This window comes from Luteitalea sp. TBR-22 (assembly GCF_016865485.1).
Classification (GTDB): domain Bacteria; phylum Acidobacteriota; class Vicinamibacteria; order Vicinamibacterales; family Vicinamibacteraceae; genus Luteitalea.
Genome location: NZ_AP024452.1, coordinates 112,537 through 132,542, shown reverse-complemented (window position 1 = coordinate 132,542; position 20,006 = coordinate 112,537). Strand labels below are relative to the sequence as shown.

The following is a 20,006-nucleotide window of genomic DNA, read 5'->3' as shown; positions in this document are numbered from 1 at the left end:
ACTGATCGATCGACAGCAGCCCGCCACCCCCGGTCGCGTCACACGCATGCTCGACGACATGCTGGCGAGCGTTGCGAGACGTCGATGTCGGGCCTACCTTGCGCCGTGGCGCCGCAGTGCTTCCTGCGTGGCCGGGTCGCCCGCGGCCATCTCCAGCAGGGACATGCCCCTGACGTTGCCGACGGCGTGGATGTCGGCGCCGGCCGCCACGAGACGATCGATCACGCCGGGGTAGTCCGCGCCGCGAGCCCGTCGGTGCACCGAGCCGAACGCCGCCCAGCCGAGGGGCGGGCTCTGGTGCACGGGATCACGCAGGTCGAGCGGCACGCCGCCGCGCCCAAGCAGGCGCTCGACCATCGCCACGTTGCCCACCCAGCACGCCGCATGCAGCGCGGAGCCGCCATCGATGCCGGGCGCCATCGGATCGAACCCGACGCGCAGCATCAGCGACGCCGCCGCGAAGTGCTCGTGGAAGATGGCGTGTGCCAGGCGACCATGATCCTCCCTGGACAAGCCGGAAAGGAGCCCGGGATCGCTGGCCAGGATGGCGTCGACCGCCGCCTCGTCGACTGCGAGCAGCGCGCTGAGCAGCCGCACCCGGCGGGGACTCGATGCGTCGAGCAGCACGGCGACGGCGGTCTGACCGAACCTGCGCGCGACATCGTGCGGCGACAGCCCGAAGCCCAGCGACCAGCAGTAGCTGTTGAACGGCGGCACCAGCGCGTAACCGGGCTCGTTGATCCGAGCCTCGAGGCACGATGGCTCGGCGGCGATCAGGCGCGTCGCGAGTTCGACGTCGCCGAGCCGCGCCGCCATGAAGATGTCGGGCGTCGCGCCGCGCGCGAGGAGGTGGCGACACACCTCGGGTCGATCGCCGAGCGCGTACTGCGCAGGTGTCGACTTGTGGTCGATGCAGCGCGCGTCGATGTCGGCGCCACGTTCGAGGAGCAGGTCGGCGATCGCGATCGTGCGCGCCTGGTGCAGCGGCTGCTGGCCGTCGCCGCCACGCGCGTGGACGAGCGTCGCGTCGGCGTCGAGCAGTGCCCGCAGCCGATCGAGCCAGCCCAGTCGCGCCGCGACGTGCGGGGTCAGCGTCGCTCCCCGTGCGAGCAGGTACGACGCGGTCGACTCGGTGGCGTTGTCGAGCACGGTGTAGGGCCCGTTCTGCCACGCGCTCCGCAGGTTCAGGTCGGCGCCGGCGTCGATCAGCGCCCCGAGCATCCCCTCGTGGCCCGCCGCGACGTGCGCAGCGCGCTGGCCGAAATCGAACAACGGTTCGTTGACGACCGCACGCACGTGGCGCGAGGCGAGCAGGTGGCGTGCGCGGGGCACATCGGCGGCGCGCACGGCGTCCTTGAACGCGGCGACATCTCCCGCGTGCGCGGCGGCGACCAGCTTCGGCCACGACGGGTATCCCGCCTCTCGGGCGACCACGTACTGGGCATCGGCCAACGCGAGGCGCGGCGACTCGCCTGCCGCCTGGCGCCTGCCGGCACTCAGGCGTGCGAGGGCCTCAGAATCACCGGCGCGCGCCGCGCGCAGCAGATCCTTTGCGCGCTTGCGCTGCTGCTCGAGGTTGAAAGAAACGGACGGGGGGACGGGCGTGGACACGGACGACCTCCTTCACCTGGCGCCCGCGTCCGCACTTGGGCTGAAGAAAGTCGGCGTTGTGGACCTTCGACGTACTGACAGGTGGGCGCGGCCCTTCCCGCGGACGGGTGGCGCCCTGCACGCGCCAGTCGCCACGGTAAACCATGCGCGCGGTCGCGGCAAGGTCCGAGGCTGACGCTACCAGCTCACCTTCACGAACGACACGCTCTTGCGGGGCAGGTCGAAGGTCTCGGTGACGCGCCCGCGCTGGTCGATCCGCACCTGGCGCGGCGGCCGCAGGGGCTGCAACGCGCTGGCCCGCTCGAGGGTCGCCAACTGAGCGGCTGTCGGAGATTGCGGTGAGCCCATCTGCAGCCAGGCCGCATACGAGTTGCTGTGGGTCTCGTCGATGCGCATGTGCGAGACGGTGGCGCGCCCGGCCGGCAGGCCCTCGAGGGTCAGCGTGACCGCCGCCGCAGGCGCCGGCAGGTCATCGTCGTGGTAGTTCCAGATCAGGACGGTGGCCGAACGTGCCGAGCGCGCCGCGAGCGCCGAGATGTCGGGCGCGCCGCGAACGCCCTGGTCGCGGATCTGCTCGACGGTGAGGCCGGCCGAGCTCACGGCCTTGACGCGATCGCCCGACATCTGGCCGAGCATGCGGAACGTGTTCAGGACCGGCTTGGCGATGCCGTTGGTGGCCAGGTCACGGAACCCGTCGAACCAGCGCTGGTCCTCGAACAGGAACGCCCACGTGACGGCCCCGAGCAGGTTGACGCCGTGCAGGTCGGCAAGCTCGTAGGTGCGCGCGATCTGCAGGGCCGTGTAGGTCGGGAACATCGTGCCGTTGCGGTAGCCGTTCTGCGGATAGTGGGTGACACCGCAGGCCGCGCATCCCTCCGGATCGGACTCGCCGATCACCAGCGGCGTCTTCGCGTACATGGGGAACTCCCGAACGACCGAGAAGTGCGCGTCGATGCTGCGCAGGTGGTTGGCCACGCCCATCCGCACGCGGTTGTCGACGAAGGTCGGGCTCCCCTTGGCGTGGAAGGTGATGACGTCGAGTGGCGTGCCGGTGCGTCCTGTCGCGTGGTTGGTGCCGGAAGACGTGTGCTGCAGGAAGCTGCGGAGCATGCCCTGCGCGCCGCCGGTGACCTCGGGGCCGCCGATGCGTGCCGTCGGCAGCGCCCGGCGCACGCCTTCCACGGTGAAGTCGTACAGCTTCTCGAACTCCTCACGCCGCGCCTTCTGCTTCTCGGTCGCCAGCGGGTCGGTCCGGGAGGACGGGCCGACCGATCCGCTCCAGTAGCCGATGTCGGGCTCGTTCCACAGCTCGAACCACCAGCGCTCGACCTCGGCGCGTCCGTACCGGCTGACGAAGTGGCGCGTGACTTCGTGACAGAGGGCTTCCCATTTCGCGTAGTCCTTCGGCGCGTAGGTCCAGCCCGTGTAGATGTCGTTGTAGGGGTCGCCCGGCTTCCAGAAGTGGCGATAGGGAATCCCCGGCGGCGCCGACGACAAGGCCTCCGGCATGAACCCGAGCTGCACGAAAGGCCTGATGCCGCGGGCCCGATAGGTGTCGATGATCCGATCGAGGATCGTCCAGTCGTACACGGCCCGGCCCGCCGCGTCTTCGCTGTAGACGTTGGTCGACCCCCACTTGAGGGCGGCCGTGCCGTCGCCCGAGGTCAGCAGGTTGTGGACCCGCATGAACACCGGCACCGGACTCAGCTCCTGGAGTGACGACAACAGCTTCCGGCCGTTCGGGGTGTACGTGTAGTTCGGCTCGTCGTGGCCGAACCAGGCCCAGAACGGGTGCATCGGCCCGAGTCGGTTGGTCGTGTCGACGTGGATGGTGACCGGCTCCGGTCGACTCGCCTGGCCCGACACCAGGCTGCCGGCGATCACGATCAGGCACACCGCGGCCACAAGGTGGTGCACGCGAGTCGTCATGGGTGACGGCTAGTGTCACACGTCGGCGGGCCGTCGCCCAGCGTCACGGGCCGACGGTCAGCCGCGGGCCAGCGTGTGTCGATGCCGCCATTCGAGCGCCGCCAGGCCACCGACGAACAGCGACTCGCCGACGAGTGTCGCAACGCCGAGGCCGCTGGCGTCGTGCCAGTAACGGACGACCAGCGCCAGGCAGACGACGCTCCACGCGGCATTCGCGCAGACCAGCAGGACGAGCAGCCGCATCGGCCGCCCGGCTCGACGCGCAAGCGAGAACGAGTACGAAGCGTAGAGCAGGTTGGCGGCGGCGTTGACCCGAAGCAGACCGAGCGGGAGCCCGTACAGGCGGGCGAGCCACGGGCTGAGCAGCAGCAGGAAAACACCGACGAGTGCGCCGGCGGTGCAGTCGATCCACAACAGCCGCGCCTGCCACGAACGTATCCTCGCCATACCCCTACTGTACGGTGTGGTAGCGTCGATTCGTGCCCGAACTGCCTGAGGTCGAGGCGGCGCGTCGGTTGCTGACGCCGGCCATGAAGGACGCGCGGTTCGAGCGCGTGTTGCTGCGTCGCGCCAATCTCCGGCGCGCGTTCCCGCCCGACTTCACGGCCAGGCTGACCGACGCCACGGTGCTCGACGTCGAGCGCCGCGCCAAGTACCTGCGGCTGCCCCTGTCGACCGGCGAGGTGCTGGTGATGCACCTCGGGATGTCCGGCGACTTCAGGGTCGAGCGTCCCGGCGAGGACGACAGGGTGCCACCCGGCCTGCATGATCACGTCGTGTTCGAGATGTCCTCGGGCGCCATCGTCACGTTCACCGATCCGCGCCGCTTCGGGTCGATGGACCTGCTGGCGCGCGGCGACGACGGGCCGGACGCACTGCGCACACTGGGACCCGAGCCGTTGTCGGACGACTTCGATACGGAGGCGCTGGCCCGCGCCTGTGCCGGCCGCAAGGCGCCACTCAAGGCAGCCCTGCTCGATCAACGCGTGGTGGCCGGCCTCGGCAACATCTACGTCGTCGAGGCACTGCATCGCGCCGGCCTGTCGCCGCGTCGCCGCGCCTCCACGATCGCGACGCCGCGCGGCGCGCCCCGGCCCACCGCACGCGCACTCGTCGCAGCCATCAAGGCGGTGCTGACGACGGCGGTGGCCCGCCAACTGCAGCCCACGTACCGCGACGCGCGCTTCCGGGTGTACGACCGTGCCGGCGAGCCCTGCCCGAAAGCGGGCTGCGACGGCACCATCCGGCGGATCGTGCAGGCCGGCCGGTCGACGTTCTACTGCCCCACCTGTCAGCGGTGAGCGACTCGCCGGGCTCGGCGTGCCGTGTGCGGGCCCGCGTCACCGCTCCCAGAAGGGAGGCGGTTCGATGCCCAGCGCGCGCAGGTAGACATAGCCCTGCCCGCGGTGGTGAATCTCGTTGTCCACGATGTAGAGCACCTGCCAGTAGCCCGGGCCGGTGTACTGGCCGAACGAGGTCAGCGTCTCCTGGAACCGCTCACCGGGGATCTGCGCCCAGAACTCGCTGATCTTCGTCGTGCTCTCGTCCCACAGCCGGAGGATCTCGGCCTTCGACGTCGCCTTCGGGGGCGCGTACCCGCCCCACTCGAGCGTCGCCAACCCGTGGGCCATCGGTCCGGCCATGCCGAGCAGTTCGTTGGCGAGTTCCCCGAACGTCCTCATCCCGCCGATCGAGAACGTGAACAGCTGGTCGTCCGGGAACAGCTCGATGACTCGCCGCGTCAGTCGGCGGTGCCCCTGCCAATGCTCGAGCAGTGCATCCGTCGAGATGAACGAGGTCGGGTGGGGTGTGTTCGTGCTGGCCATGCGTCCTCCACGGAATCGAGTGAGGACGGATATTCGCCTTGTCTTCGCCCCCATGTCAAGGGGTGCATGACGGCGTCACGACGGATGAGCGAGCGCAGTCTCGTCGAACACCGCGCGTTCGGGATCGACCACGAGCCAGCACGCCGCGCCGAGCAGGAACAGGAGGCCCATCAGGTACAGCGGCACGTTCCAGTTGCCGAACCATTGCACCGAGTACGCGACGATCAACGGATTGAGCATCGCCGCCAGGTTGCCGACCGAGTTCATCGTCGCGCCGACAACGCCCACCTGGTTGCGGCCGACCTCGATCACCGTCGCCCACGCCGCACCCAGCGTGAACATCGTCATGCCGGTGGCAACGGCGATCAGGACCGCCGCCGCGACGGGCGACGATGACCGCGCTGCCAACACCAGCGCCGCGCCGGCGACCAGGTACGACACGGCGCCGAGGCCGCAGCGACCGGCGCGCAGCCCGAAGCGCGACGCGAGGCGGTCGGTGACCACGCCGCCCAGCAGGTCGCCGGGCATGCTGACGATCAGCGGGAGACCCGCGAAGAGGCCGAGGCTCGCCGCCTCGAACCCGTGGCGTTGCCTCAGGTACGTCGGCAGCCACGTGATGCAGAAGTAGAAGATCATGCAGTTCGGGATGTACATGATGCTGAGCGCGATCATGTTCCGACTTCGGGCGAGCGCCCGCCAGTACTTCAGGCCCGACGGGTGATCCGCCTCGGCCGAGCGGTCGGCGACGATGGCCTGCAGCTCCGCTGCGTTGACGCCGGGGTGCTCCGCGGGATCGTTGCGGAACCAGGCCAGCCAGACCGCCGTCCACACGAAACCCAGCATGCCGAAGGCCACGAAGATCTGTCGCCACGACAGGAACTGCAGCAGCCACAGCACGAGCGCCGGGGTGAGCCCGCCGACCATGTGGGCGCCCGCGAAGAAGATGCCCTGCACCGTGCCGCGCTCGCGCCTCGGAATCCACCGCGAGAAGGTGCGCGCCACGCAGCCCCACGCGCCGGCCTCGCCGACCCCGAAGAAGAATCGCGTCGTCAGCAGGCCGACGTAGCTCGTGGCCGCGCCGGTCGCGGCGGTGAGGAGCGACCACCACACGACGATGCGCGCGAGCACCAGCCGGGTGCCCTTGCGGTCGGCCCAGCGTGCCGTGGGGATCTCGAACAGCGCGTACGCCAGCTGGAAGGACGTGAACACGTACCCCATCTGCACGGTAGTCAGGCCCAGGTCGCGCATGATGCCCGGCGCCAAGGTGGCGATGCACGCGCGGTCGAGGTGCGTGATCACCGCCAGGCACGTGGCGAGCGCCACGACCTTGTACCGCACGCGTGTGGGAGCTGGCACGCAGCGCACTATATGCGAACGCCGTGAACGCCCGGTTCAGGCAATTCTCGGGCGTGCCGTGCGACTTGGGTAGACTGCACCTGAATCCCTGGAGGACCTCATGACCATGGCGTCGCTTTCGAATGTGGCCGGCGCGGCCGCGCTCGCCGGCCTGCTCGCGCTCGGCTCGCCTGCCAGCGCCCAGGACGGCACGATCTACCCGCTCGCGGCTCCTCCCGAGCCCAACGCGATTCCGCTCGGCACCGGCGGCGTCGAGGGACAGACCGCGCAGGAGAGCTGGTTCCGTCAGTGGGGCGACCCGATGGCGCGCAACGTCTCGAAGGCGACCCTCACGCCGTTCCTGCCCAAGCCGGGGACGGCAAACGGCGCCGCGGTGATCGTGGCGCCTGGCGGCGGGTTCCGGTGGCTCTCGATGGGCAACGAGGGCTGGGAGGTGGCCGAGGCGCTCAATGCGAAGGGCATCGCCGCCTTCGTGCTCAAGTATCGACTGCAGCCGACGCCCGAGTCGCTCGATGGCTTCAAGGCGTCGATGGAGCGCACCTTCGCCGCGGCAACGCCACCTGCTGGGGCCGGCGAGGGCGCTCCCCGGCCGGCGCCGCCGCGCTGGGACCTCTCCAATCAACTCCAGGATGCGGAGGCCGCGTATGCGTTGATCGTCGCGCGGGCGAAGGAATGGGGCGTCGACACCAGCCGTATCGGCATGATCGGCTTCTCGGCGGGCGCGGGCCTCACGATGCACAGCACGCTCAACTCGAAGACGATGAAGCTGGCGTTCATCGGTCCCATCTATGGCGGCATGGGGCCGGTGGACGTGCCGAAGGACGCGCCGCCGATGTTCACGGCCATCGCCACCGACGACTTCCTGTTCCGTGGCCAGTTCGGCGTCGTGAAGTCGTGGTTCGACGCGGGGCGGCCGGTCGAGTTCCACCTCTATCAGAACGGCGGCCACGGCTTCGGTCTCGGCAACCCGAACCGCACGAGCAACCGCTGGTTCGACGCCTTCATCCACTGGCTCGACGTGAACGGCTTCCTGGCAAGCAAGACAGGTAAGTAGAAGGCGACCATGGGCCTGCTCACCTTCAGCATGAACGTCACCCTCGATGGCTGCGTCGATCACCAGGAGGGGATTGCCGACGATGAGACGCACGCGTTCTACACGCGGCTCATGGACGAGAGCGAGGCGATGCTGTGGGGCCGCGTCACCTACGAGATGATGGAGGCCTACTGGCCCGCCGTCGCGCGCGGCGACGTGGACGCGCCACCGGCCACGCGCGAGTGGGCGGTCAAGCTGGAGGCCAAGCCAAAGTACGTGGTGTCGTCGACTCGCCACGCATTTCCCTGGACGAACAGCCACCACGTCGCCGGCGATCTAGGCACGGCCGTGCAGGCGCTCAAGGACGCGACGCCCGGCGGCGTGCTGCTCGGCAGCGGCCGACTCGCCACCGCGCTCGATCGGTTGGACCTCATCGACGAATACCGGCTCCTCGTCCATCCGAGGATTGCGGGCCACGGTCCCACCCTGTACGAGACAGGGCTGCCGGCCACCCGACGGCTCGCGCTGATCTCGGCGCAACCGCTCCACAACGGCGCGGTGGCGATGCACTACCGGCGCCTCGTGTGAGTCACGCGACGGTCGTCGCCTCGAGGTGTGAGTTCCTTCGATGCCAGGGGGGCGCCGGCACGGGCGCCATGGTCATGCTCGCGCCCCGCCGCTAGTACGTCCACCCCACCGACAGGACCACGCCGATGTCATTGCGTTCGGCGGCCGGATTCGGAGGTCGATTGTCGTAACTGTTGTAGACATTGACGGCCACGAACAGGTCCTTGAACAGTTCGCGCTTGGCGCCGGCGTTCAGCGACAGCCGGTGTCGCCCGGCGTTGCTGAGGCTCGGGTAGTACTGGACGTTCACATCCAGGGTCGTCCTGGGGCGGTCGTAGGTGAAGAACTCGGCGTCGAAGACGAACACGCCCTCCACGTTCTGCACGCGCTCGACGTCGACGCCGACCTCGTCGTTGAGCACGACTCCCGCGCCGATCGAGAGGTGCCCACGATTGCTGTTGATCAGCCTGGGCCCGGTCATGACGCCGATCTGCGAGCGCAGTTGCACGCCGAGACTCTCGTTGCTCTCGATGCGGCCGGCGCCTGCCACGAACCACTCGCGCCACGGGTAGCGCAGGTACGACAGCTCCAGGAGCGCGCGGTCGTCGCGTCCGTCATCGTCGTCGGTGGCGGTCGCCGTGAGGGACGCGGTCAGGCGGACCTGCGAGCCGAACTTCCTGTACAGCGTGTCCGAGTTGACGTTGAGCTGCGCGATGCCGCTGGACTGCGTGTAGTTGAAGCCGGCATCGAACGACCCATCGAGCTTGGCCCAGAAGCTGGCGCCGATCGGTCGGATGATGGTGACCTCCGTCATGCTCAGCACGACGACCCCCTCGCTGCCGCCGACAGCCAGGGATCGCGGGACTGCCGGCACCAGCCTGCCCAGGTACCGGCGCCCGTCCTCGGTCACCACCTCGACCACCCGCATTCCCGCGACCACGCTCGTCAGCTTGTCCCACTCGAGATACAGCGTCCCGGCATCGTCGGTGCTGAACTCGAGCCGTCCACGATCGAGCAGCTTGACCTCCCCCGTCAGCCGATCGCCATTGGCCAGCGTGACGACATCGGTCTTGGGCTGGCCCGACACGCTGACCGCGACGGCCAGCGCGAAGGCGGCCGCGATCAGCACCTGTGCGGGACGCATGGCTGGCGAGAGGGCCGGACGCTCCTGCAGGCGTCGTCGCGCCTAGTTGCTTGCCTTCCTGGTCGCGTACGGGTTGCCGCCGAGCGCGTTGGAGATGTCGGCAATGGCGCGCTGCGCCCGCACGCTGTTGCCCGCGTCGTCGAGTGGTGGCGAGATGACCGCGATGCCGAACTTGCCGGGGGAGACGGCGATGATGCCGCCGCCCACGCCGCTCTTGGCCGGGAGGCCGGTGGCGTAGAGCCACTTGCCGGAGTCGTCGTACAGGCCCGCCGTCGCCATCACCGCGAGCACGCCCGGCACCTTGTCGGCATCCATGACCTTCGTCTTGGTGACGGGATTGGTGCCGCCGGACGCCAGGGTGGCGGCCATCGTGGCCAGATCCTGGGCGTTCACGCCGATCGAACACTGGCGGGTGTACAGGTCGACGGCCTGCTGCCAGTTCTCCTTGATGTAGCCGTACGCAAGCATCAGCGCGCCGATCGCCTGGTTCCGCTGGTTGGTGTCCGACTCGGACTTGTAGACGTCCTCCAGGACCTTCAGCTCCCGACCGGCCGAGGCGTTGTGGAACCCGATGATCTTCTTCCACACCTCGTCGGAGCTGCCGCCCTTGACCATGCTGGTGGCCGAGATCGCGCCCGGATTCACCAGCGGGTTCATCTCGGGCGCGCCGGACCCGATCACCGTACGGACCCCTTCCACGGCGATGATCGAGTTGAACCGCGCCCCGGTGGCATCGACGCCGATCCGCTTGGCGATAGAGTCCACACCCTGCTCCTGGATGACCTGGGCCATCGTGAACACCTTCGAGATCGACTGGATCGAGACCTCGGTCTTCACGTCGCCGGCCGTGTACACCTTGCCGTCGGTCGTCACGACGGCGATCCCGAACAGGCCGGGGTCGACCTTGGCCAGCGCCGGGATGTAGTCGGCGTTCTTGCCTTCCTTGAGCGTGCGGTACTTGGCGTAGGCCGCGTCGACGGCCTTCTGCACGTCGGCAGGAGCCTGCGCGTGGATCGCCGGCGAGCCGGCCAGCGCCACGAAGCCGAGCGCGCACGCGCCGAGCGAGAACCACGTCCTGATGCGTGTCATCACTGACCTCCGATGGTGTGGGAGAAGTTGTACTTGAACGAGAACTGGATCTTGACGCCGTCGCTCTTGAAGCCGTCCGAGAAGTTCTCGCGCCGCCCGTACTGCAGCTCGGCGCCGATCATCACGTTCTTGACCGGGTAGTACAGCAGGTTGGCGAGCGCGTACTGCCCGTCGCGGAACGCCGAGGGCGACTGGGCCTCGAGGTTGTCGTTGTCCTGGCGCGAGTAGCCGACGGTGCTGCTGAAGCGCTCGTTCCAGGTGTGATCGAGGAAGAGCACGAGCCCGGTGATCGGGATCGGCTTGCCGAGGATCGGCTGCACCGGGTTGCCGAAGTTGTTGACGATGCCGATGTCGACCGGCGAGTCGTTCATGTAGTTCTGGATGCCCTCGCCGAAGACGTACTGGAACCGCAGGACATCGCTGGCGCTCGGCTTGAAGTTGGCGCTCAGGTTCACGCCCCAGCCGGTGGCGTCGCCCGAGAGGTCGACGGCGTCCTCGAGCGTGTCGTCCCAGTTGATGCGGCGCAGCATGCCGGCGGCCCGGACGTAGCCCCACTTCTGCGCGTACTTGTAGGCGCCGGAGAAGTCGGGCAGGGGCGTCCGCGCCTTGATTCCCTGGAGCTCGACGCGGTCGGCGTACACACCGGCGTCGCCGCTCGCCCCTGGCCGCTCGACGCCCAGGATGGCGCTGTGTCCCTCGGGAAGCGACGGCATCCAGCGGACCTGGACGTTGCGGAAGAACACCATGCCCGTCGGTCCCCAGTACTCGAGCGAGTTCGGGAACACGTCGATGTCCATGAACGGGCTCCAGTACTGACCGGCGCCGAACTGTCCGAGCTCGCCGTAGGCATGCCTGAGGCGGAACGTGGTCTGGCCCTCGTCCACACCGACGCCGAACAGCTCGAACTCGAACTGTGTCTTCAGCTCACCGAGGTCTGTCGGCACCGAGGTCCGCACGCCGAGCCGGCTCTGGCGGACACCCGCGAAGGCGTTGTTGTCCTGCCCGAACTCGCCCGGGAACGACGGCAGCCTGGTGACCCGCATGGTGTCGGACCAGTTGGGGTTGATGGTGTTGAAGTTGTGGCCGATGTCGAGCATCGCGAAGCCGTAGATCTCCATGCTCGGCTTGGCGGCCGGCTGCGGTTGCGTCGCCGTGGTGCTGACGGCGCTGCCTGCCGCCGTGTCGCCGCCCGGCGTCTGGTCCTGCGCCAGGGCGGTGCTGGAGGCAGCGACCGACAGCGCGGCGACGATGATCCCGATCGCCGCCGGGCGGTTACTCCGTGTGATGGCCATGATGCCTTTCTCCCTTTCGATGCGCGGGTTCACTTGACGGCGGTCTGTTCCCACGCGCGGACCCGCCGGCGGCCTTCATCGAAGATCCGCTCGTAATTGCCCTGCCGGATCCTGCGGCTGGCGTCCGGCGCCAGCGCCTTCCACACCGGCTCCCAGAGATCGAAGACCGCGTAGTACGGCTGTGGGCCCGATGGGGCCACCGTGTCGGTCCCGAACAGGAAACGATCCGGATACCGGTTGAAGAGGTCGGCGACGCGCGCGACGACCTCGGGCGAACTGACCGCGTACTTGGCGACCTCGTCCCACGAGATGTCGAACGACACGTGCGCGAGCGCCGGGTCGGTCAGCATGCTCTCGAGGATCTGCAGATGGTTCGGGTGGCGCTCGGCGGCGTCGGCGGTGACCTGTACCGGGCGGACGATGCGGCCGAGGCCGGTGTGGGCCCAGATGATCGTCGCCTTCGGGTGACGCTTGAGCAGCGCCCTGGCCTGCGTGAGGTAGACCGGATCGGTGTCGACCTTGCCGAACGGCATGTCGATGTCGTTGTGCACGATGACCACGAGCCCCGACTCGGCGGCGAACTCCAGGATGCGGTCGAGCGCCGGGTTGATCAGGCTGGCCGTCTCACCGGCGATCTTGGACGAGACGAACTCCTTGTGGATGCTGAACTCGCCGATGCCGCTGAACACGCCGGGGAACGTCCGCAGCACGCGCTTGATGTGGTCCACCGCGTACATGTCGGCGGGGTTGAAGCCGGTGATCATGGGATCGAAGCGGCGCCGATCGGCCTCGGGCAGCGCCAGGTACGCCGTGGCGATGTAGGCGTCGGTGAACGAGTAGTAGTAGAGCGGTGCGTCGGTGTGCAGGTAGTAGGTCGGCGCGAACTCGCCGGAGTTGGGCCACGACCACTGCTGCTGCAGCGGGATCCCGAACAGCGTCGAACGGCCGACGCGCTCGCCCATGATCGCGAGGAACTGCCGCAGTCCGATGCCCTCCTGGACGTAGTTGGTGAGGTGGAAGTGGGAGTCGTTGAAGCGGTCGGCGCCCTGCGCGAACGCCGGCGCCGTGCCAGCCGTGGCGCCGCCCACCACGGCCACGACGGCCGCAAGGGGAAGCCAGACGCGAGAGATCAAGGTGCGAGTCATGCTGGCCTGCGTCAGAAGTTCATCTCGAAGTTCACGTGAAAGACGGTGCCCCGTGCGCCCACCGGGTAGGGGTAGGCGGTGTAGCCGACGGGCGAGCCCTTGACGTACATCCACTCGCCGTTGAGGCGGAGGCCGCGCTGCCGCATCACGAACCAGTTGGCGCCGCCACGCACCTCCCAGGGATCGCCGTGCTGGCCGAAGATCTGCGAGCCGCTGAAGTACACCTGCACGGTCTTCGGGATGGCCATCGCCGAGGACTGCAGCTGGTAGCCGTGGTCGCTGATGTCGGGGACCCGGCTGGCGTTGACGCCCTTGTAGTCACCGAGCCATCGCCAGTAGTACTCGCCTTCGAGCGACAGCCCGCGGTACTTGACGCCGGCGTCGACGCTGGTCATCCGGTAGTCCACCTCGTTGACGGTGATGCCCTGCCCGAACAGATTGGGGGTGAAGATCACACTGCCGTCGGTGAGACGGATCTGGGTGTTCTCGATGGCCTCCGATCCTGGCTGACTCTGCCTGTCCTCGAGGCTGTGGGTGTAATGCAGGCCCACACGCGTGGCGAGTTTCTGATGGCCCTCGAAATCGCCGAAGCCCGCCCACGGGCCGAACTCGCCGGTGGTGGGCATCCAGGTGAGCGAGTACGACTGGGTGTCGAGCCGGTTGTCGAGTTGCGCCGCGCTGACGCCCAGCGTGCTCAGGTTGTTGGCAAACATCGCCATGTACTTCAGCGTGCTGTGAAGCTCGCCCTTGGCCCACACGCCCGACGTGTACGAGCCCCTGAAGAACTCGTCGGCGATGAGTCGATCGTCGACCCCCAGCCAGTAGGGAAACTGGCCCTCGGTGCTGCGGACCGACGGCAGTGACGTGATGCCGACGCCGACGTTGACCCACCGGTTGAAGTTCCAGGAGATGTTGCCCGCGCCCACCACCTGCGCCGGGTCCCCCTGCGAGGTGTTGGCCGACCAGACGTACAGGTAGTAGCGGAACTTCGGCGTCAGGAACCATCCGGAGAACGGCAGGAAGAACTTCTGCAGCTGGATGTCCTGCCGTCGTTCGATGGTCTTCGTGTTGCCGAACGCATCGACGTAGGTCTCGTCCAGATTGCGCTGGTTCAGATACCGACCGTAACTGAACAAGCGCATGTAGATCTGCGCCTTGTCGCCGTCGAACAGCAGGAACCCGACGTTGGGAACGTGGCGCGGCGCCTTCGGGGGCGCGGCCTCTTCCTTGGGAGTGGCGGGCCCGGTGGCGAACTCCCCCGCACACCCGTCCGAGACCCACACACTCGCCTGGTCGTACCCCCACGTCTTGCCGAGCAGGCAGGGCGCGTCACCGTTCGAGCGCAGGAGCACCACCCCCGCCGAGGTGTCGGCGGCACAGGTGCTCCGCTGGCCGGGCGCCGAGATGCAGGAGACCGTCGGCGGCGATTGTGGTGTCGCGGCCTCAGGCGCGACGGGGTCCGCTGCAGTCGCCGGTGGCTGACCGCGCGCGACGCCCGTCGCAAGGAGCAGGGTGATGACGAAGACGACCGTGCCGAACGAGTCGGGCCGTCGGTGACCTGAGCTCCATCCTGCCCTTGTGCGTCGCACGCAGCGCATGCCCATTCGGAGAGCACGCGAGATGCCACGACCGTCGTGACGTCTCAATCGTCGCGATTGCTGACGATTTCCGCACCGGGGAGGCCGTCCGGTGGACTCGATGGTTCCGTGACGACTCCGATATTCCGGAGTGCCTCCGGAAACGCGTGGCGTACTCACCCGACCCTGGGCCGGGTCAGTCCGAGCTTGGCCATGCGTGTCTCGAGCGTCGTCGGCCGCAGACCGAGCTGGTCGGCGGCGCCGGCTGATCCGCGAATGCGCCAGCGTACGCTCTCCAACACCGTGCGGATGTGCTCGCGTTCGACTTCCTCGAGCCTCACCCGCCCCGGGAGAGCCGACGACGGCGTCGCCGGCAGCGTGATCGTCAGGCACGGCCCCGGGGCCACGATCATCGCCCGCTCCACCACGTTCCTGAGTTCGCGGATGTTGCCGGGCCAGTGATGGTGCTCGAGCGCCGCCATGCTCTCACGAGCGATCGTCTCGATACGCTTGCCGAAGATGCGCGAGAACTCGCTCACGAAGCGCCACACCAGCAGCGGGATGTCCTCGGCTCGCTCGCGGAGGGCGGGAACGCGAATCGGGAAGACGTTCAGGCGATAGAACAGGTCCTCGCGGAATGCACCCTCGGCGATGCGCTTCTCGAGGTCGCGGTGGGTGGCGGCGATGATCCGTACGTCCACCTGCACCGACCTGGGGCTCCCCAGACGCTCGACGCACCGCTCTTCCAGCACGCGCAACAACTTGACCTGCACGTCGGCGGACAGATCGCCGATCTCGTCGAGGAACAGGCTGGAGCGGTCGGCAGTCTCGAAGCGGCCAATCTGACGGGTGAGCGCGCCGGTGAAGGCGCCCTTCTCCCGGCCGAACAACTCGCTCTCGATGAGCGTGCTCGGGATGGCGGCACAGTTGACACGCACCATCGACCTGACGCGCCGGGCGCTCGACTCGTGGATATGCGTCGCGAGCAGTTCCTTGCCCGTGCCGGTCTCGCCGAGCAACAGGACCGTCGAGTCGGTCGGTGCCACCTGCCGTACCTGTTCGAGCACGCGCTGGAGTGTGCGGCTCCTTCCCAGGATGGGCGACCTGCCGACGTGGTCCTGCATGAACTCGCGACGGCATTTGTCGTCGAGCTCGCTGCGGCTGATCACGGTTGGCGCCTTCGCCCCGACCTCGGCGACCCCGACACGAGGAGCCGGATGAGGCCGTGAGTCGGCCAGTTGCCGCTCGCGCGCCTGATGGTGGCGGTGCACCGCGAGTGCCTGGCCGAACACGGCGGCCGCAATGCGCAGCTGGACGGTGATGACCGGCGACAGGGCGCACTCGCGTGTCGCCGACAGGGCGAGCACGCCGCACGACGAGGGGTCGTCACCGGCAAGCGCCACGGGCAGCGCTGCCGCGACATGGAGTCCACCGACGCAGGGATCGGCGTCGGCGTCGAGGACTGCATCGTCTGCACGCGCGATGTCCCGATCCCGTCGCCATTCGTATACCTGGACGGCGCCTGACGCCCCGGCCGCCGGGGCGCGCAGGGTCACGAGGTCCATCTGCGTCGCCACGCCCAGTCGTCCCAGACCGTCGATGATGACGTCACGGAGGTCCTCGGGGGCGACCACCGACACGCGTTCGGCGAGGTCGGCGACGATGGACGACATCGCCCACGCGCCGAGGGACACGACCTCCGCGCGCTCGAACGCATTCGCCGTCCGTGCCGGACCTGAACGGCCTGAGGACTGAGCGCTGTCACTGGATGCGGGCTGCGCAATCATGGTGGTTCCCTTCGCTGCAGGGCTTCGAGCCGCAGCGGCCGCGTGCCGACGATCGAGACTGCATGACGAAAGCCCGACCGGGACTGGTGGCCGGTCGCGGTGAGGTCGTCGCATCGCCGGCGCGCCGGCGCGGCGCGTATCAGCCGTCGCCGGTAGCCAGCCCAGGCAGCCACATCATGCGCACCTGAACCGGAGAGCGTCCGGTGACACGCTTGTGGCCTGCCGGGAAGACAACTACCTCAGCCGAGACGTCGCCAACATTTGTAAGTCGAGGGTCACGGTAGCCGGGTCGCCATGCGCTTGGGAATTGCGGATGTACCAGCGTGGATGCTAATTTCTTGCAGTCTTCCGTCAATTGAACAATAGAAGAGCTCGACGAGCTCCGAAGGAACGCCTCGTGTCGCCTATGGGACGCAGAGAGACCGGAGGAGTCTTGTGAGCCTGTTCCGCCTGGCCCTTTCAGGCGTCCTGGCCGGTTGCGCCCTGACGCCCGAGACGGCTTGGGCACAGAGCCTCGCCGGCCGGGTCATCGATCCGGCTGGAAACCCGGCGCCGGGAGTGGTCGTCGAAGCGAGCAGCCCGGCCCTGCTCGAGCGAAGCCGTAGCGCTCGCACCGACGATGCAGGCCGGTATCACCTCGAGCAGTTGAGCGTTGGGGTCTACTCCGTGCGCTTCACGCTGGATGGCCTGCAGATGTACCAGGTGGACGGCGTCGAGTTGCGTGGCCCTGGCGCGGTCGTCCTGAATGCAGCCATGACGGTCGAGCCCGTGCGGCTCGACGTCACCGTCAGCGGTGCCACGCCGATGGTGGACGCGGCGAGCGCGTCACGCGACGTCGTGGTGAGTGGAGAGCTCATCCGCAATTTGCCGACGGCGCGCAGCTACAACGCTCTCCTGCCGCTGATCCCGGGGGTCGTCACCAGCGACAACGGCATCGTCGTCAACACGTCGACGGTCACCTTCCCCATTCACGGGGGCCGCACGAACGAAGGTCGCCTGACGCTCGACGGGTTGACGGTGGGGAGTCCGCCGAGTGGCAACTCGGCGGCCAGCTACGTCGTGGACGTCGGCCGCGCCAGCGGGATCACCTTCACCATCGACAGCACGCTCGGCGAGAGCGAGACATCGGGACTGGTCATGAACGTCGTCGCCGACAGTGGCGGCAACGCGACGCGCGGGTCCTTGTTGGCCAGCGGCAGCAATGTCGCCCTGCAGTCCGACAACGTGACGCCAGCCTTGCGGGCGCAGGGCGTGACCACAGCACGCCCTTTCACGCATCTCCATGACTTCTCGAGCACCGTGGGTGGCCCGATCCTGCGAGACCGGCTCTGGTACTTCGCCAGCGGGCGGGTCGGCGGCAGCACGCTCGAGAGCCCCAACATCTACTACAACCGCCACGCCGGCGATGCCTCCCAGTGGCTCTACGCCCCGGACCCGGCCAGGGCGGCCTACTCGGATCGCACGTTCGAGAACGCCAGCGCTCGCCTGACCTGGCAGATCACTCGCCGCAACAAGCTCAGCGTGTTCTGGGACGCGCAGGCGCTCTGCCGTACCTGCACGGGCGCGACGGCCGGGCTGTCGGAGCCGCAGCGGGTCACGCCGGAGGCCGTGGGCGTGCTCGGCAGGAGGCTCGACGTGACGCAGGTCACGTGGTCGTCGCCCGTCACCTCGCGTGTGCTCCTCGAGGCGGGCTACGGCGGCACGTACTTCGGCGTCGGCAACTTCGAGCGGGTGCCGAACCCCACACGTGGGCTCATCCGCGTCGTGGAACAGTGCGCGAACGGGTGTGCCGCCAACGGCAACATCCCCAACCTTGTGTACCGGTCCCAGGACTTCAGCGATGCGCACGCCGGTTCCTACGTGTGGAAGGCAGTGCTGACGTACGCGACCGGCAGTCACACGCTGAAGGTGGGGTACCACCACGGGTTGATGACCGACGACCGCACCTGGTTCACCAACGACCAGGGCCTCACGTACCGGGTCAACAACGGCGTGCCGAACCAGCTCACGCAGTCGATCTCACCCTGGGTCAACGACGCGCGGGTCGGCACCGACGCGGCGTACCTCCAACAGCAGTCGAGGCTCGGGCGCCTGACCCTGCACGGTGCGGTGCGGTTCGATTGGGCGCGCAGCTGGTTCCCGTCGCAGACGCTCGGTCCGTCGCGATTCCTGCCGCAGCCGATCGTGGTGCCTGCCACGCGCGGCGTCGACAGCTACAAGGACGTGACCATCCGGGGCGCGGCGGCGTACGACGTCACGGGCTCCGGTCGCACCGTCCTGCGCGTCAGCCTCGGCAAGTATCTCGAGGGCGCCGGCGCATCGGGCATCTACGCCACCACCAACCCGACGCTGCGCCTGCCGCAGACCACCGGGCCGTTCGGCCCGGCCGGCGTCACCCGCGCCTGGACCGACGCCAACGGGAACTACGTCGCCGATTGCGACCTGAGCAACCCGGCGTCTCAGGATCTGCGCGGCACCGGGGGCGACCTGTGTGGCGCTCTCTCGAACGCCAGGTTCGGGCAGTACGTGCTGACCAACAGCTACGGGCCTGAGGTCGTCAATGGTTGGGGCGTGCGGCCATCGGACTGGAATCTGTCGGCGACCTGGCAGCAGCAGCTCGGACGAGGGTCGTGGCTGTCGGTGAGTTACACGCGCCGCTGGTTCCAGAACTTCTTCGCCGTCGACAACCTGGCGCTGACCCCGGCTGATCTGACGCCGTTCAGCGTCACGGCGCCGACGGACCCACGTCTTCCCGATGGCGGCGGGTATGTCGTCTCGGGGCTGTACGACGTGGTGCCCGAGAAGGTTGGCCAGGTGAACAACCGCATCATCGATGCGGCCAGCGCGGGGGAGTGGCGGCAGCGGTTCGATGGCGTGGACGCGCTGCTTCACCTGCGCATGTGGCACCGGTTCGAGCTCGTCGGCGGCACGAGCACCGGGCAGAGCGTGTCCGACAACTGCGCGGTGCGCGCCTCTGTGCCTGAGCTTGCCACGACCACCACGGGCACCAGCGCGTTCGGCCCGGGGCTCAATGCATCAGCCGTCACGCCGACCAGCCCGTATTGCCGCGTCGCATACGGAGTGCTCACGCAGTTCAGGGGGCTGGTGACGTATCTCATCCCGCGGCTCGACGTGCAGGTGTCGGCCACGATGCAGAGCAAGCCCGGTCAGATGCTCGCCGCGCAGTACACGGCCTCCAACGCGGAAGTGGCGCCCTCGCTGGGCAGGAACCTCGCGGGCAATGCCGCGAACGTGACGGTCAACCTGATCCGGCCGGGCACGCTTTACGGCGACCGGATCAACCAGTTCGACCTCCGCGTCGGCAAGATGCTGAGGTTCGGCGGCATTCGCACCACATTCGGCCTCGAGGTCTACAACGTCCTGAACTCGAGCGCGGTCTTGACATACAACCCCGCTTTTGTCCCGGGGGGCACGTGGTTGCAGCCGCAGACGATGCTGGCGCCACGCTTCGTGCGCCTGTCGGCCGAGATGGACTTCTAGCCGAATGACTTGTCTCGAGAGCAGTCGCGTCCGGCGCTGGATGGTCGTCGTGGCCTCGGTGGTCGCCGCAGCGGTGCTGGCGCCGGCGCCCGCGGCTGGTCAGACGCAAGTCCTCGTGTTCTATGCCACGCGACGGGATGCCCAGATTG

The 20,006-nt window shown here is 68.3% G+C and carries 15 protein-coding genes; 4 read left to right on the top strand and 11 right to left on the bottom strand.

The genetic code is table 11. The features are described from left to right. Window positions 1-93: 93 nt before the first annotated feature. The 3 genes from TBR22_RS00540 to TBR22_RS00530 all read right to left on the bottom strand — a co-directional run bounded on the left by TBR22_RS00540 (window position 94) and on the right by TBR22_RS00530 (window position 3,987). Window positions 94-1,611 (bottom strand): ankyrin repeat domain-containing protein, encoded by a 1,518-nt coding sequence (locus TBR22_RS00540; protein WP_239490995.1) that lies wholly within the window; start codon window positions 1,609-1,611, stop codon window positions 94-96. A 177-nt stretch (window positions 1,612-1,788) separates the two neighbouring features. Then, the gene (locus tag TBR22_RS00535) at window positions 1,789-3,540 is read right to left on the bottom strand and encodes a hypothetical protein (RefSeq protein WP_239490994.1); all 1,752 of its coding nucleotides are present in this window, start codon (window positions 3,538-3,540) and stop codon (window positions 1,789-1,791) included. A 57-nt stretch (window positions 3,541-3,597) separates the two neighbouring features. Beyond that, window positions 3,598-3,987, bottom strand: a complete 390-nt coding sequence (locus TBR22_RS00530) for a hypothetical protein (RefSeq protein WP_239490993.1) — start codon at window positions 3,985-3,987, stop codon at window positions 3,598-3,600. A gap of 32 nt (window positions 3,988-4,019) precedes the next feature. Between TBR22_RS00530 and mutM the strand changes: the two genes are divergently transcribed. After that, window positions 4,020-4,841, top strand: coding sequence for a bifunctional DNA-formamidopyrimidine glycosylase/DNA-(apurinic or apyrimidinic site) lyase (gene mutM, locus TBR22_RS00525; RefSeq protein WP_239490992.1), 822 nt, complete (start codon window positions 4,020-4,022; stop codon window positions 4,839-4,841). Between the two features lie 39 nt (window positions 4,842-4,880). On the opposite strand, the gene TBR22_RS00520 is transcribed toward mutM, so the two are convergent. Both TBR22_RS00520 and TBR22_RS00515 read right to left on the bottom strand, forming a co-directional pair. Beyond that, window positions 4,881-5,366 (bottom strand): DinB family protein, encoded by a 486-nt coding sequence (locus tag TBR22_RS00520; RefSeq protein ID WP_239490991.1) that lies wholly within the window; start codon window positions 5,364-5,366, stop codon window positions 4,881-4,883. A gap of 75 nt (window positions 5,367-5,441) precedes the next feature. Beyond that, window positions 5,442-6,722 (bottom strand): MFS transporter, encoded by a 1,281-nt coding sequence (locus TBR22_RS00515; protein WP_239490990.1) that lies wholly within the window; start codon window positions 6,720-6,722, stop codon window positions 5,442-5,444. Between the two features lie 100 nt (window positions 6,723-6,822). Between TBR22_RS00515 and TBR22_RS00510 the strand changes: the two genes are divergently transcribed. Continuing rightward, window positions 6,823-7,776: an alpha/beta hydrolase gene (locus TBR22_RS00510; protein WP_370651377.1), complete on the top strand. Its 954-nt coding sequence runs from the start codon at window positions 6,823-6,825 to the stop codon at window positions 7,774-7,776. 9 nt (window positions 7,777-7,785) lie between these two features. After that, complete coding sequence (locus TBR22_RS00505; protein ID WP_239490988.1) at window positions 7,786-8,343, top strand: dihydrofolate reductase family protein; 558 nt, start codon at window positions 7,786-7,788, stop codon at window positions 8,341-8,343. A 91-nt stretch (window positions 8,344-8,434) separates the two neighbouring features. Here TBR22_RS00505 and TBR22_RS00500 read toward each other — a convergent pair whose 3' ends face one another. The 6 genes from TBR22_RS00500 to TBR22_RS00475 all read right to left on the bottom strand — a co-directional run bounded on the left by TBR22_RS00500 (window position 8,435) and on the right by TBR22_RS00475 (window position 16,263). Continuing rightward, a complete protein-coding gene (locus TBR22_RS00500; RefSeq protein ID WP_239490987.1) occupies window positions 8,435-9,466 on the bottom strand; it encodes a DUF481 domain-containing protein in 1,032 nt (343 codons plus the stop codon). A gap of 42 nt (window positions 9,467-9,508) precedes the next feature. After that, window positions 9,509-10,555 (bottom strand): glutaminase A, encoded by a 1,047-nt coding sequence (glsA, locus tag TBR22_RS00495; protein WP_239490986.1) that lies wholly within the window; start codon window positions 10,553-10,555, stop codon window positions 9,509-9,511. Then, on the bottom strand, window positions 10,555-11,847 hold the full coding sequence (locus TBR22_RS00490; RefSeq protein ID WP_239490985.1) for a DcaP family trimeric outer membrane transporter: 1,293 nt from the start codon (window positions 11,845-11,847) through the stop codon (window positions 10,555-10,557). The genes glsA and TBR22_RS00490 overlap by 1 nt, the downstream gene beginning before the upstream one ends. 29 nt (window positions 11,848-11,876) lie before the next feature. Further along, window positions 11,877-12,992, bottom strand: coding sequence for an amidohydrolase family protein (locus TBR22_RS00485; RefSeq protein WP_239490984.1), 1,116 nt, complete (start codon window positions 12,990-12,992; stop codon window positions 11,877-11,879). 11 nt (window positions 12,993-13,003) lie between these two features. After that, window positions 13,004-14,590 (bottom strand): DUF3011 domain-containing protein, encoded by a 1,587-nt coding sequence (locus TBR22_RS00480; protein ID WP_239493530.1) that lies wholly within the window; start codon window positions 14,588-14,590, stop codon window positions 13,004-13,006. A gap of 155 nt (window positions 14,591-14,745) precedes the next feature. Further along, on the bottom strand, window positions 14,746-16,263 hold the full coding sequence (locus TBR22_RS00475; protein WP_239490983.1) for a sigma-54-dependent Fis family transcriptional regulator: 1,518 nt from the start codon (window positions 16,261-16,263) through the stop codon (window positions 14,746-14,748). Between the two features lie 528 nt (window positions 16,264-16,791). On the opposite strand from TBR22_RS00475, the gene TBR22_RS00470 reads away from it, so the two are divergent. Further along, window positions 16,792-19,857, top strand: coding sequence for a carboxypeptidase-like regulatory domain-containing protein (locus tag TBR22_RS00470; protein WP_239490982.1), 3,066 nt, complete (start codon window positions 16,792-16,794; stop codon window positions 19,855-19,857). Window positions 19,858-20,006: the final 149 nt, after the last annotated feature.